Annotated in this window: 10 protein-coding genes; all 10 read right to left on the minus strand. The window is 57.6% G+C overall.

Annotated features, from left to right (window positions below):
- Positions 1–31 precede the first annotated feature (31 nt).
- The 10 genes from AC2LD7_RS15450 to atpG all read right to left on the minus strand — a co-directional run bounded on the left by AC2LD7_RS15450 (position 32) and on the right by atpG (position 13,974).
- The gene (locus AC2LD7_RS15450) at positions 32–1,438 is read right to left on the minus strand and encodes an ATP-binding protein (protein WP_484598614.1); all 1,407 of its coding nucleotides are present in this window, start codon (positions 1,436–1,438) and stop codon (positions 32–34) included.
- Entirely contained in the window at positions 1,435–3,603 is a 2,169-nt protein-coding gene (locus AC2LD7_RS15455; RefSeq protein WP_484598615.1) for a Mu transposase C-terminal domain-containing protein, read from the minus strand. The genes AC2LD7_RS15450 and AC2LD7_RS15455 overlap by 4 nt, the downstream gene beginning before the upstream one ends.
- Positions 3,600–4,454: a TnsA endonuclease N-terminal domain-containing protein gene (locus tag AC2LD7_RS15460; RefSeq protein WP_484598616.1), complete on the minus strand. Its 855-nt coding sequence runs from the start codon at positions 4,452–4,454 to the stop codon at positions 3,600–3,602. The genes AC2LD7_RS15455 and AC2LD7_RS15460 overlap by 4 nt, the downstream gene beginning before the upstream one ends.
- Before the next feature lie 280 nt (positions 4,455–4,734).
- On the minus strand, positions 4,735–6,585 hold the full coding sequence (gene glmS / locus AC2LD7_RS15465; protein WP_484598617.1) for a glutamine--fructose-6-phosphate transaminase (isomerizing): 1,851 nt from the start codon (positions 6,583–6,585) through the stop codon (positions 4,735–4,737).
- A gap of 2 nt (positions 6,586–6,587) precedes the next feature.
- A complete protein-coding gene (locus AC2LD7_RS15470; RefSeq protein WP_484598618.1) occupies positions 6,588–7,370 on the minus strand; it encodes a DeoR/GlpR family DNA-binding transcription regulator in 783 nt (260 codons plus the stop codon).
- Between the two features lie 76 nt (positions 7,371–7,446).
- Complete coding sequence (locus tag AC2LD7_RS15475; RefSeq protein ID WP_484598619.1) at positions 7,447–9,594, minus strand: methyl-accepting chemotaxis protein; 2,148 nt, start codon at positions 9,592–9,594, stop codon at positions 7,447–7,449.
- Positions 9,595–9,709: 115 nt separating this feature from the next.
- Positions 9,710–11,074, minus strand: coding sequence for a bifunctional UDP-N-acetylglucosamine diphosphorylase/glucosamine-1-phosphate N-acetyltransferase GlmU (glmU, locus tag AC2LD7_RS15480; RefSeq protein ID WP_484598620.1), 1,365 nt, complete (start codon positions 11,072–11,074; stop codon positions 9,710–9,712).
- Between the two features lie 127 nt (positions 11,075–11,201).
- Positions 11,202–11,627 (minus strand): F0F1 ATP synthase subunit epsilon, encoded by a 426-nt coding sequence (locus tag AC2LD7_RS15485; protein WP_484598621.1) that lies wholly within the window; start codon positions 11,625–11,627, stop codon positions 11,202–11,204.
- Positions 11,628–11,709: 82 nt separating this feature from the next.
- Complete coding sequence (gene atpD, locus AC2LD7_RS15490; RefSeq protein WP_484598622.1) at positions 11,710–13,086, minus strand: F0F1 ATP synthase subunit beta; 1,377 nt, start codon at positions 13,084–13,086, stop codon at positions 11,710–11,712.
- A gap of 27 nt (positions 13,087–13,113) precedes the next feature.
- The gene (atpG, locus tag AC2LD7_RS15495; protein ID WP_484598623.1) at positions 13,114–13,974 is read right to left on the minus strand and encodes a F0F1 ATP synthase subunit gamma; all 861 of its coding nucleotides are present in this window, start codon (positions 13,972–13,974) and stop codon (positions 13,114–13,116) included.
- Positions 13,975–14,024 lie beyond the last annotated feature (50 nt).

Here is a 14,024-nt window from a genome sequence, read left to right on the forward strand (position 1 = left end):
TAGTGGGCCGTATTATGAGGCCTGGAGGTGTCTACGAAACTAGGGGCGATTCAGTGTCAGGATGCTCACTGAACGCCTTCGCTTGCGAAGACCCAACGGCAACTGCTGCAGGCGCAGCGGATTTCTTCACAGCAGCTTCTGTTACCGCGGTGTTTGACCGTGCAGACGGGGTCACACCTCGAAGCAAAGCAAGACGGTCAGCCCGCCCAAGTCCATTGAACGCCATCATTTCCATCAGCTGCTCCTCAATGGGAAGCAGGTCGTCGAACTTGCGCATGCGACTGGGATCGCGACTGCGCAGAGCCGATAGCGCTGGCCTGAGTATTTGCATCTTGGAGTTGCTTACTTTGACGATCATCTCGGCAGTCAGACACTCGGAGCCACTCTGAATGGCATAGCGCTGGCTCAGCACCAATAACTTAACTAAGAAGTCAGTCACGCCCTGGGTGTGCTCGTACAAAGCGTCGAAGATCTCAGGAGTCAGTTCAGCCGCCTGCTTGCACCACTGATAGCTCCAAAGGTTCTCAACCAAAAAACGCCACTCGTCATCCTCCTTCTCGAAGCGCTTGAACTCTATCATTCCCCCACCGCAACTACGCCTAGCGACACGCATTACGTCCGAGAACAGACTGATCATCGAATTCGTGCCGATGAACACGACCGGGATACCGATGTTGTTCACCAGATGGAGGAAGAAATTCAGCATGCTTTCCTTACCCCCTGTCTTCGCCAGGTGAAGATTTTGCAGCTCATCAATGAGCAAGGCGCCGATAAAAAACGTGCTGGCTACCTGTTCCATCTGTTGAAGCGCATCGTTGATGTTTCGGTGCCGGTGGCGCCTGTGATAATCCTGGTCGCCCAATGCCTGGCCGACCGCGTGGAAGAACTGCTGACAAAATCCAGCCAGCGAGCCATCTCGCGGACAATCGAGCTTGAGCCAGGTGATCTGGGTGTGGACGAATTGCTGACCCTCATAACGCTCATGCCGGATCGTCTGAGGGTAAAGGCTCAAAATGGCATGCAGTGCAGTGGACTTCCCGATACCACTCAGGCCCACAACGCTGAAGGAGTCAGCTGTCGACTTGAACGCATCGTGATAGCGCTGAGCCCCTGACAAGGAGTGCAGGTGCCTGACCGTGGAGGCGCTGGTTGGATTGCGGCCGACATATCCGCGGCGGATCAGCAGTGATAGCAGGGACTCTAGTTCCAGATGCAGCAGAAACGGCTGCACAACCGTCCTCAAGCGATCAATACAGTGAATCCGCATCGCCCCGTCGAGCTCAAGCTCCTCAGGTGTTACCGGCTTGGGAAAATTTGATATCAGCTCGGCGGCCGCAGCTTCGTCAAGAATTGGTGGCAACGCTTCGATCAGCGGGTTTCCCGCGTATTCAGTGATGGCCTGCTTCGTATAGCTCGCAAGAGCTTTAGCGCCTCTCATTTGTTCTGCCCCGGTCGAACTCTTTTGAGCAGATCGATAACCTGCGCGGTGCGGGATCCAGCGTATGAATCTCGGGCGATAGCAGGACTCTGTGCATCAGGTTGAACGGGTTCCGCACGTACACCGTCAGGTACAGTGGCGTGCTCTCGCTCCAGCAGCCGCTCTTCCGCACGATTGTCGCGTATATTCGCCAACGCTTCAGCCTTAGAGCGGGCTGCTGGTTCAAGCTTTCTCTCGTCCATTGCATTGCCGACAATTTGCTCAACCGTAGCGACCAAACCTACCCGGCTTTCTAGTTCGGCGCGTTTATGAGTTGGTGGTAACTGCCTGTAGGCCTCCAGAAGATCGTAGACCTCGTCCGAGCGATAATTTGCATACTTGGCATCCGACCGTCGCAGGTCGCAGCGCAGGAACTCCTTGTTCTCGCCCTTGATCCAGATGTGCGCTGCGGAGTTCGGATCAAACCAGCAATCAATAGACCAAACGCCATTGCGACGCGATTTTGCGAACCAGTTTTCCTGGACAGCCATCTCGCAGAGATAATGCATGCCGCGGAACAACACGCCTCCCTTTTGGACGGTGGCCCTTTCCCGAGGCAGCAAATTGAGATAAATCAGCTCGTCAGGCCGCTTGTTGGGTTGGATAAGGTCATTCTCCGACGCCCACCTCCAGATCTCCATCGGGGTGGGTTCCACGCCATCGTTCATCATCGCCTGGGTAAGTCGATTTGGCTGCCGGTGATAGCGGTTGTAGTGGAGGATGCACTCGATGATTATCTGGGTGAACTCCTTCAGATTCAGCGTCGCGTCGAGCCGATAATCACGATCGCCCCGTTCCTTTTCTCGGGCCGCTACGCCGCCGGGGAGCCACCTAATACCGGTTAAATCATTCAGAATGCCGAAGCGACTCTCGACCATGGGCTTCCAATCTGGTCGATACGGAGGAGCTGTCCCCATATCGATACCCAGGCCAGCCGCGAGGCCCTCAGCAGCAGCCCCCAGCATTTCACCTCTGTCGGCATAGATCTGATGCGGCAGGTGATGACAGTCCCAATCCTCAGGCCTGATATCAACGCCGTTCTGCGCACAAAATTCCACCTTGGAGGTAAATGCGTTGAACAGTGCCTGCCGAGCCCCGTTCCAGCTAGGCCCCTCAAGACCGACATACAGGCCAACAATCATTCCCGAGAAACTGTCGACCACGATGTACACCACGGGACGGCCGATGAGCATCCTTCGGGAGTAACTGTTAACCAGGTAAATGTCGGCGATGGTCGCGTCGATTTCGAATTGATGACAGGGCCCTCGAAGCCAATCGCGGACGGTACCGGATAACGGGCGGCAATCCTTAAGCCACTTCCTCATACCCTTACGCCCACGATCGGTTTCGATCTCATCAAAAAATTGCTTGCCCCAATAATCGAACTGGTTGAATGTCGGGATCTCAGATTCAGGGAGCAAGCGGACTCGGTTCTCGGCGTTTTTGGAAAGCTCTTTTTCCGAGTAGAAGTTCCTCAGCATTTTGTCGTAAGCACTACGAATCGTTGATGTCTTATTTTTTGCGTAAAGTGCGTAAGACAAACGAATGCATCGCTTATCGACCTCGCTGAGTAATTTTGCAGGAGGGACTAGCACCCCTTGGTACTTAGCTTTTCGCCCTGGCCGCTTATCTGCAGAGTAATTACGACTCCCAACACCCACAGCAGAATAGTTTTTTAGAAGCGCATTTCTTACTTGGCCATAAAACCAGTATCTATATAACAAACGATAAATTGTCTTACGCTGCACGCCTACTTCAGCAGCACGATTTCCTACCAGCCTGCCCATCTCGCCACGAAAGAATATTTGCCCTGGATAGCCCGGATCCAAAAGCGGGGCGATCAATGCCCATTTTTGGTCCCTATCGCGTCTAGAGCTCTCGTCGAGATCCTCTTCCAAAACCAGCAGGAATTCTGGCACAGCCGTAACTACAGGCTTTGTATGGCCCGACGCCAATGAAACCTTGAGCTCCTCCAGGCCAATGGAATAGGGCTTCTTGGGAGGCTCAGTCAGATCTATGACAACCAGCGCATCGTTCTTCTCATCTAGGTGAAGTGCTCTGACCATAGTAGAGAGCGCGGAGAGCTCTGTGACCGGCTCGAACACATCATTGACTGATATGTTCATGACGACTTCTCACTCAGCTCGATCATTTCGGTGGGGGAGACAACGCTGAAATCTGGTAAGGGCGACTTGAGGTGTAACGGCGCACCGCTTAAGTTGAGCCTTATAATTTTTCGCCAGATTAAATTAAAGAAAATGTCGCGAGCCTCGCTATATGGTATGGATAGTCGGTTGCCAATTTTTCTCAAGCTCTCTGAAGTTGACCATGGGCAAACCTTTATCGACTCAAGAATCTCGATAAATTCCGAATGCAGCGAGACATCCATCAGGGCGCGAGGCAATTTAGCGTATTTGCGAAGAAATGCGAGATTCAGGATCAAGTCGGGCGTAAACAGCTCCTCCGTTACGATGCTCCAATCTACGCCTTGGCTCATCCAGAACCGTCTCTCGACTTCTAGCTTCTCCAAGGTGCGAGCACAGTCTTTGCCTTGAAGGTCCTGCTGATATTTGATTGTTCTAGCAACGGACTTGAAGTCCCCGTTTGGCTGCTTAACGGTGAGCAGAAAGTCAGTGGTCATTACGAGCGGAACAGAGGTGGCTTTGTACCTTGGATAACAAACACCGATAGCACTGGCGATTGCCTGGGTGCTATCCAACGGCAGCAGAGGGTACTGCTCGCGGATGTCTACTACGTCCTCCGAAAACTCACAGAGTAGAAAATACGCCCGTTCAAGATCAGATAAGAGGTGATGAATTCGATCGATCTTAACGCCTTGAATTTTCCAGGAACGCCCCATCGAAGGGACATCCTGAACACGTAACCAAGGCACATAGTCAGCTCCGGCGCCTGCTCCAAAACCATTGGCGATGTGCCGTTCGATATCCTGATTTGAAGCAAATCTACGACCTCGCACCCTCCCTCCTCAGGCCGTCTGGACCGGCCCCCTCATTCAGCAAAAAAATTGTTGTAGGAAACTAAGGGCTGCCAAGCATCCCTGTCGAAGGGGCATTCAGAGTACTCCTAGTAAAATTCCAAGCACCGCTCCCTGACAAACGGCTTAGCCCAGAAACAGAAACCCCTGTATATACAGGGGTTTACGTATTGTGTCAGACTTTAATAACTTGTGTCAGACTTTATTATTTTGTGTCAATCTTTATTATTCGCAGCCATCTTCGGTCAGATGTAGCCGCGGATTATTCCACCGTCACGGACTTTGCCAAGTTACGCGGCTGGTCCACGTCGGTGCCGCGCAGCACCGCGACGTAATACGAGAGCAACTGCAGCGGCAAGGTGTAGAGGATCGGCGCCAGCACGTCATGGATATGCGGCATGCTGACGATGAAGGTGCCCTCGCCGTTCTCGATTCCCGCTTCCCGGTCAGCGAAGACGATCAATTCGCCGCCACGAGCCCGCACTTCCTGAAGATTGGATTTGAGCTTTTCCAGCAACTCGTTGTTCGGCGCCACGGTTACCACTGGCATATCCGCGTCGACCAGCGCCAACGGACCATGCTTGAGCTCGCCCGCTGGGTAGGCCTCGGCATGAATGTAGGAGATCTCCTTGAGTTTGAGCGCTCCCTCCATCGCCACCGGGTATTGCGCGCCGCGGCCGAGGAATAGGGTGTGATGTTTCTCGGCGAAGTGCTCGGCGATCTTCTCCACCGTGGCATCCATCGCCAGCGCCTCACCCAGGCGCGTCGGTAGGCGACGCAGCTCGTCTACCAGTTCGGCCTCCATCGCAGCACCCAACGTACCGCGTACCTGACCGAGAGATAAAGTCAGGAGCAACAGGCCGACCAGTTGCGTGGTGAAAGCCTTGGTCGAGGCGACGCCGATCTCCGGTCCGGCCTGGGTCAGCAGGGTGAGATCGGATTCGCGTACTAGCGAGCTGATTCCAACGTTGCAGATCGCCAGGCTAGCGAGGTAGCGCCCCTCCTCATCCGTACGCCCCTTGGCGTTACGCAGTGCGGCGAGGGAATCCGCGGTTTCGCCGGATTGAGAGATGGTCACGAACAGTGTGTCGGGCTGCACCACTACTTTACGGTAGCGAAACTCGCTAGCGACCTCGACCTGACAGGGAATGCCGGCCAGTTCCTCCAGCCAGTAACGCGCGACCATACCGGCGTGGTAGCTGGTACCGCAGGCAACGATCTGCACGTTTCGCACCTTGGCGAACAGCTCGGCAGCCTGTGGGCCGAACGCCTGCACCATTACTTGGTGATCACCGAGTCGGCCTTCGAGAGTGCGTTGCACCACCTTGGGCTGCTCATGGATTTCCTTGAGCATGAAGTGGCGGTACTCGCCCTTGTCCGCGGCTTCCGCGCCCTCGTGGTACTGCACGCTTTCACGCTCGATGGTTTGCCCATCGACATCCCAGATGTGCACGCTGTCGCGGCGGATCTCGGCGATATCGCCCTCTTCCAGGTACATAAAACGGTCGGTCACCTGGCGCAGGGCAAGCTGATCCGATGCGAGAAAGTTCTCGCCCATGCCCAGACCGATCACCAGCGGGCTGCCGCTGCGTGCGGCGAGCAAACGATCCGGCTGCTTGGCGCTGACCACCGCCAGACCATAGGCGCCATGGAGCTCCTTTACCGCCGCCTTGAGCGCCACAGTCAGGTCACCGAGTTCGTCCAACTTGTGTCGCAGCAGGTGCACGATGACTTCGGTATCGGTATCGGATACGAAAACATAACCCAGCCCTTTGAGCTGCTGACGCAGGGCTTCGTGGTTTTCGATGATGCCGTTGTGCACCACGGCCAGATCTTCGCCGGAAAAATGCGGATGGGCATTGCGTTCGCACGGCGCGCCATGGGTAGCCCAGCGCGTATGGGCGATACCCAGACGGCCGGTGAGCTTTTCCTGCTCCTGCGCTTGCTCCAGTTCGGCGACCTTGCCGGAGCGACGCAAGCGATGCAGTTTGCCATCGGCATCCAGTACGGCAACGCCAGCGCTGTCATAGCCTCGGTACTCCAGGCGCTTGAGGCCTTCGAGCAGAATTGGGGTGATGTTGCGTTCAGCGACGGCGCCAACGATGCCACACATGGTCAGGTCTCCTGAGGGGGTTCGACGGCCACGCAGATCAGCTTGACGCCGCGGGCCTGAATGCTTGAACGCGCCTCGAAGGTGAGGCGTTCGTCCGTTATGAGAGTGTGGATATCGCCCCAGGGCAACTCCAGATTGGGTATCCGCCGACCGATCTTGTCGGATTCGGCGAGCACGATGACTTCACGGGCCACTTCAGCCATGACCCGCGACAGGCCCAGCAATTCATTGAAGGTGGTAGTGCCACGCTGCAGGTCGATGCCATCAGCGCCTATGAACAGCTGATCGAAATCGTACGAGCGCAGTACCTGTTCCGCCACCTGCCCCTGGAACGATTCGGAGTGCGGATCCCAGGTACCGCCGGTCATCAGCAACGTCGGTTCGTGTTCCAGCTCTCGCAGAGCGTTGACCACACTCAGCGAATTGGTCATCACCAGCAGGCCATGCTTGTGGCCGAGTTCGGGGATCATCGCGGCGGTGGTGGTGCCGCTGTCGATGATGATGCGTGCGTGCTCACGAATGCAGACAACGGCTGCGCGGGCGATGGCCTGCTTCCAGGGCGAAACCGGCTGCACACCGTCGCCAATGAGTTCCTGCGGCAAGGGCACCGCGCCACCGTAGCGGCGCAGAAGCAGGCCATTCTTTTCCAGCGCAGCGAGGTCCTTGCGAATGGTGACTTCGGAGGTTTCGAAACGCCTGGACAGCTCATCGACGCTCACCTCGCCCTGCTCGTTGAGCAAGGCGAGTATGGCGTGACGTCGCTGCGGTGTGTTGCGTTTCGACATGCTTAAGTTTCGATTCGAAAGTTAATTCCGCGAATCAAAACCTAATCTGTTGGCTCCGTCAACTCCCGTTCGGGCATCAGACCCGGAAATAGCTCATCAGGCTCTGTTGATGGTTGGCCAACTGGTTGAGCGCCTGACTGACCCGTGCCGACTCGTCGGCCTGTCCGGAAAGCGATTCGGTGACGTCACGAATGCCCGCCACGTTGCGGTTGATTTCTTCCGCTACTGCACTCTGCTCTTCGGCCGCACTTGCGATCTGCAGGTTCATGTCGGAAATCACTGCCACCGCGTCGCCAATCTTGCGCAGCGCCGCAACCGCATTTCCTACTTGATCGACGCTGCCCTGGGCCTGGCTGCGACTGTCCTGCATTGCCGTCACCACTTCGCGGGTGCCGCTCTGCAAACGCTCAATGACCTGGCGAATCTCTTCGATGGATTCCTGGGTACGCCGAGCCAGGCTGCGCACCTCATCGGCCACCACGGCGAAGCCGCGTCCGGCCTCGCCTGCTCGTGCAGCCTCGATAGCGGCATTGAGTGCCAGCAGGTTGGTCTGCTCGGCGATTGCGCGGATGACCTCGAGCACCGACCCGATCTGTTCGCTGCTGGCGGCCAGGCTTTCGACCTGAGTCATCGCATGGTTAAGCTCGTCGGCGAGGCTACCAATGCTGTGCGTGGTGTGATCGATCACGCTCAGCCCTTCATGAGTGGCCTGATCCGCACCGCGTGCCGCTTCAGCCGCTTGCGCGGCGTTGCGCGCGACATCCTGCGCGGTCGCACTCATTTCCTGCGACGCCGTCGCCACCTGATCGACTTCGCGGAACTGTTGCTGCATGCCCGCGCTGGTCTGTGTCGCGATGGCGGCAGACTGGTCGGCGCTGCTGCGCGCATCTTGAACCGAGCGCTTCACATCCGCGATGGTCGGCTGCAGCTTGTCGAGAAAGCGATTGAACCAACCGGCCAGCGCACCCAGTTCGTCTTCGCGGGTGTATTCCAGCCGGCGGGTGAGATCGCCCTCGCCGCTGGCGATATCTTTGAGCATCGCCGCGACCCCTTCGATGGGTCGGGTGACGCCACGCGCGGTCAGCCACATCAGCGCCAGACCCAACAGCACGGCACCAAGACCGATGGCCAAGGCGATCATGCTGTCCTGACGGCTTTGCGCATGCAGCGTCTGTTCAAGACGCAGGGCCGGGCCAAGCAGGACCTGCTTCGGCACTTCCAGTAGAATTGCCCAGGGCTTGAGTTCGGGGATCGGCTGGACAGGCTGCAACACCCGCAGCATGTCACCATTTTCGAGCAGCGCTTTCTGACCGCTATCGACAGCGCGGCTGATCGCCTCGCTATCGCCATTGAAGGCGGTACTCAGCGGCTTGCCGAGCAGGCCGGCATCGCGGCTGTGGCCGGCCAACAGCTTGGCCGGGCTGATCACACTCAAGTGACCTTCGCCCTGATACAGCTCCTGATGTGCTTGCTGACTATGCTGCTGCAGCGAGGCCAGACTGATATCGACCCCTACCACGCCGATCACCTTGCCATCTTCGATCATGGGAAAGGCAACGCTGGTCATCAGCAACGGCTGGCCTTCCACCTCGTCGAAATAAGGATCGAGCAAACAGACTCGGGCGCTGTCGCGTGGGCAGCTGTACCAGGCGTTGTAGGGTGCGCCACTGATGCTCGGGGAGGTATCGGCGAGCATCGGCTCGCTTATAGTCTCAGCATTGAGCTGGCCAGGTGAGCGCTGCGACCAATACAGCGAGAAGCGGCCGCTGTCATTGCCGCCCATCTCTTCGTTACCGATGAACATGCCATCCTTATCGTCCAGCGCGTCGGTTTCGAACACCACGTACAGGCCGATCAGGTCGGGATTGGCTTGCAGCGCACTCTTGATCTGCCGATGCAGATCCTCACGAACCTCGAAGGCGTTGGACATGCGCTCGATGGACTGTTCACGCAGCGACAGCACCTGCCGGACGAAGCCCTGACCGTACTGATAGGCATCGTTGAACTGGCGTTCGATGCGCAGGGCCTGCGCCAGGCCACGCGCCTGCAGATTGCTACGCGCGGACTCCTCGAGCATGGCGCTGCTCGAGGCACTGACCAGAGCCACCGCCTGACGCGATTGATAGAGTGAAGCGCCGACCAACAGGCCAACGATGAGCAGCAGGCAGAGGCCAGCCAGAAGAGTGATCTTCCACTGGATGGACAGGCGGGTCAGGGAGGGCATGATCGCTTCCTTTGTCGTTATGCCCTGGTAGATCGGCCAGATGTACGATCTCTTGAGTGCCCATCGGGAAAAAGTCGCAGCGCGCCAAGCGCGCGGGGCACTCGTCGTCGCAGGATTACTTGCGAGACTTCTGCGGACGCTGCCAGCCCTGGATCGACACCTGCCGAGCCCGCCCGAGCGCCAGGGTGGCGGCCGGCACATCCGCCGTGATCACCGAGCCAGCGCCTGTGGTGGCGCCATCACCCAGGGTCAGCGGAGCAACCAACGAGCTGTTGGAGCCGATGAAGACATCCTCGCCCATGACCGTGCGGGACTTGTTGGCGCCATCGTAGTTGCAGGTGATGGTACCGGCACCAATGTTTGTCCGCGCACCGATTTCGGCATCACCGAGATAGGCCAGATGGCCCGCCTTCGCGCCCTCGCCCAGACGGGAATTCTTCACTTCTACGAAGTTACCGACATGCGCATTGGCGCCTAGCATCGCACCGGGGCGCAAACGTGCGAACGGCCCGCAATCGGCGCCTTCGCCCAATTCGGCGCCTTCCAGATGGCTGTTGGCCTTGACCACCGAGCCGCGGCGCAAGGTGCTGTTGCGAATCACGCAGTTGGGGCCGATCTCGACGCCATCCTCGATCACCACCCGGCCTTCCAGAATCACGTTCACGTCGATCAGCACATCACGGCCTACTGTCACCTCGCCGCGCAGATCGAAGCGGGCGGGATCGCGCAGCGTGACGCCCTGGGCCATCAAGCGATGAGCCGCACGCTGCTGGTAATGACGTTCCAATTCTGCAAGCTGGATGCGGTCATTGGCGCCCTGTACTTCCATTGCGTCGAGCGGCTGTTCGGTGGCGACGACCAGACCGTCAGCCACAGCCATGGCGATCACGTCGGTCAGGTAATACTCACCCTGCGCGTTGCTGTTGGAGAGGCGCCCCAGCCAATCGCCAAGTCGATCGCCAGGCACCGCGAGGATTCCGGTATTGCCTTCGCGGATGAGCTTCTGCTCAACCGACGCATCCTTGTGCTCGATGATCGCCTGCACAGCGCCCTGCGCATCACGGACGATACGACCATAGCCGGTCGGGTCGGCGAGATCGACGGTGAGCAAGGCGAGCTGCTGGGGGTCGGCCTTTTTCAGCAAACGCTCCAGGGTCTGCGCCTCGATCAGCGGCACGTCACCGTAGAGAATCAGCACCCGCTCGGCCGAAATGGCTGGCAATGCCTGAGCAACGGCATGGCCGGTCCCGAGCTGTTCGGCCTGCACAACGAAGTTCAGGTCTTCCGCAGCCAGGCGATCACGAACTTGTTCCGCGCCGTGGCCGATCACCACGTGAATAGCCTTGGGCTCCAGCATGCGCGCGGTATCGATGACATGACCAAGCATGGACTGTCCGGCAACCGGATGAAGCACCTTAGGCAAAGCGGAGCGCATGCGGGTGCCCTGGCCAGCGGCGAGAATGACGATATCGAGTGACATGGCAGATCCTGAACAATCATGGCCCGTGCGTGACCGACTACGGCAACGAGTCTTTCCTGGCCTGAAAATAAAAAAAAGGGTAGCCAAGGCTACCCTTTTAATTAGTTACGATGAAGACGCCGGTGGCTTAGCCGCCGAACTTCTTACGCATCTGTTGAATCGTCCGTAATTGCGCCGCGGCCTCGGCCAGACGTGCCGCAGCGGAACCGTAATCGAACTCCGCGCCTTTCTGGTTCAGGGCCTTTTCAGCAGCCTTGACCGCTTCTAGAGCAGACGCCTCGTCGATATCACTGGCACGCTGCACAGTGTCGGCAAGTACCTTGACCATGTTTGGTTGAACTTCCAGGTATCCGCCAGAGATGTAGAACACCTCTGTTTCGCCACCTTGCTTGGTCAGACGAATCGGACCCGGCTTCAGGTCAGTAATCAGCGGCGCATGGCCTGGAGCAATACCGATGTCACCGAGGTTGCCATGGGCAATCACCATCTCGACCAGACCGGAAAAGATCTCGCCTTCTGCGCTGACGATATCGCAATGGACTGTCATAGCCATATCTAGCCTCACGTATCAAACAGCGAGGTTGGCATGTCGCCAGCCTCGCCGCTTGGTGAGCGCCCGTCCCCGGGCGCAAGGATTACAGTTTCTTGGCTTTCTCGATGGCTTCTTCGATACCACCAACCATGTAGAACGCTTGTTCTGGAAGGTGATCGTAGTCGCCGTTGAGGATGCCCTTGAAGCCTGCGATGGTGTCTTTCAGCGAAACGTACTTCCCTGGAGAGCCAGTGAAAACTTCCGCCACGAAGAACGGCTGCGACAGGAAACGCTGAATTTTACGCGCGCGGGACACAAGCTGCTTGTCGGTTTCCGACAACTCGTCCATACCCAGGATGGCAATGATGTCCTTCAGCTCTTTGTAGCGCTGTAGAACATACTGAACGCCGCGAGCGGTATCGTAGTGTTCGTTGCCGATCACGTTCGGGTCCAGCTGGCGCGAAGTCGAGTCGAGCGGATCGACCGCCGGGTAAATACCCAGCGAGGCAATGTCACGCGACAGTACAACGGTGGCGTCCAGGTGGGCGAAGGTGGTCGCCGGGCTCGGGTCGGTCAAGTCGTCCGCAGGCACGTATACGGCCTGAATCGAGGTGATCGAGCCGTTCTTGGTCGAAGTGATGCGCTCCTGCAGAACGCCCATTTCTTCGGCCAGAGTCGGCTGATAGCCCACCGCCGACGGCATACGGCCGAGCAGTGCGGATACTTCGGTACCGGCCAGGGTGTAACGGTAGATATTGTCGACGAACAGCAGAACGTCGTTACCTTCGTCACGGAACTTCTCGGCCATGGTCAGGCCGGTCAATGCCACGCGCAGACGGTTACCTGGCGGCTCGTTCATCTGACCGTAGACCAGGGCTACCTTGTCGAGAACATTAGAGTCCTTCATCTCGTGATAGAAGTCGTTACCTTCACGAGTACGCTCACCCACGCCAGCAAATACCGAATAACCGCTGTGCTCGATGGCGATGTTACGAATGAGCTCCATCATGTTTACGGTCTTGCCGACGCCAGCGCCGCCGAACAGGCCAACCTTGCCGCCCTTGGCAAACGGGCAGATCAGGTCGATAACCTTGATGCCGGTTTCCAGCAGATCGTTGCCGCCTGCCTGTTCAGCGAAAGACGGTGCGGGACGGTGAATGCCCCAACGCTCTTCTTCGCCGATTGGGCCAGCTTCGTCGATCGGATTACCAAGTACATCCATGATCCGGCCCAGGGTCGCTTTACCGACCGGAACGGAGATGGCTGCGCCAGTGTTGCTAACGTCCAGTCCGCGCTTCAAGCCTTCGGTGGAACCCATTGCAATTGTACGAACCACGCCGTCGCCAAGCTGTTGCTGGACTTCCAGGGTGGTTTCGACGCTTTGCACTTTCAAAGCGTCATAGATACCCGGGACCTGATCGCGTGGAAACTCCACGTCGATCACGGCGCCGATGATTTGAACGATACGTCCGCTACTCATAGCTGGTTCCTCTGAATATTTGAACCGTTAAACCGCGGCAGCGCCGCCGACGATTTCCGAGATCTCTTGGGTGATCGCGGCCTGACGTGCCTTGTTGTAGATCAGCTGGAGATCGCTGATCAAATCACCGGCGTTGTCAGTTGCGTTCTTCATCGCGATCATCCGGGCGGCCTGTTCAGCCGCGCCGTTCTCAACCACCGCCTGATACACCTGCGACTCCACATAACGCACCATCAAACCGTCCAGCAGTTCCTTGGCGTCGGGTTCGTACAGATAGTCCCAGTGATGCTTGAGTTGTTGATCCGGATCGGCCACCAGAGGAACCAACTGCTCCACTGTCGGCTGTTGCGTCATGGTATTGATAAATTTGTTCGAGACCACCGACAGACGATCGATACGACCATCAAGGTAAGCGTCCAGCATAACCTTGACGCTACCGATCAGATCATTGATCGAGGGTTCCTCGCCCAGGTGGCTGATCGCTGCGACGACATTGCCGCCGAAGTTGCGGAAAAACGCCGCGCCCTTACTGCCAATAACGCAGAGATCAATCTCCACGCCATTTTCACGGTTCGCGACCATGTCCTTGACCAGCGCCTTGAACAGGTTGGTGTTCAAACCACCGCACAGACCACGATCAGAGCTCACCACCACGTAGCCGACACGCTTGACCGGGCGATCAACCATGAACGGGTGCCGGTATTCCGGATTGGCATTGGCCAAGTGGCCAATCACCTGCCGTATACGCTCGGCATAGGGACGGCTGGCAGACATGCGCATTTGAGCCTTGCGCATTTTGCTGACCGCCACCTTTTCCATGGCGCTGGTGATTTTTTGCGTGCTTTTGATGCTCGCAATCTTGCTGCGAATCTCTTTTGCGCCTGCCATTTGACACCTATCGGGTTAGCAGGCGAAGGCCTTGCGGCCTCCGCTGCGGC

The sequence above is a fragment of the Stutzerimonas sp. genome (genome assembly GCF_982611455.1).

What these genes read in the sequence shown, in the direction of transcription:
- AC2LD7_RS15450 (WP_484598614.1), bottom strand. Translation starts at nt 1,438, where the DNA reads ATGAGAGGCGCTAAAGCTCTTGCGAGCTATACGAAGCAGGCCATCACT.
- AC2LD7_RS15455 (WP_484598615.1), bottom strand. Translation starts at nt 3,603, where the DNA reads ATGAACATATCAGTCAATGATGTGTTCGAGCCGGTCACAGAGCTCTCC.
- glmS (WP_484598617.1), bottom strand. Translation starts at nt 6,585, where the DNA reads ATGTGTGGCATCGTTGGCGCCGTCGCTGAACGCAACATCACCCCAATT.
- AC2LD7_RS15470 (WP_484598618.1), bottom strand. Translation starts at nt 7,370, where the DNA reads ATGTCGAAACGCAACACACCGCAGCGACGTCACGCCATACTCGCCTTG.
- AC2LD7_RS15475 (WP_484598619.1), bottom strand. Translation starts at nt 9,594, where the DNA reads ATGCCCTCCCTGACCCGCCTGTCCATCCAGTGGAAGATCACTCTTCTG.
- glmU (WP_484598620.1), bottom strand. Translation starts at nt 11,074, where the DNA reads ATGTCACTCGATATCGTCATTCTCGCCGCTGGCCAGGGCACCCGCATG.
- AC2LD7_RS15485 (WP_484598621.1), bottom strand. Translation starts at nt 11,627, where the DNA reads ATGGCTATGACAGTCCATTGCGATATCGTCAGCGCAGAAGGCGAGATC.
- atpD (WP_484598622.1), bottom strand. Translation starts at nt 13,086, where the DNA reads ATGAGTAGCGGACGTATCGTTCAAATCATCGGCGCCGTGATCGACGTG.
- atpG (WP_484598623.1), bottom strand. Translation starts at nt 13,974, where the DNA reads ATGGCAGGCGCAAAAGAGATTCGCAGCAAGATTGCGAGCATCAAAAGC.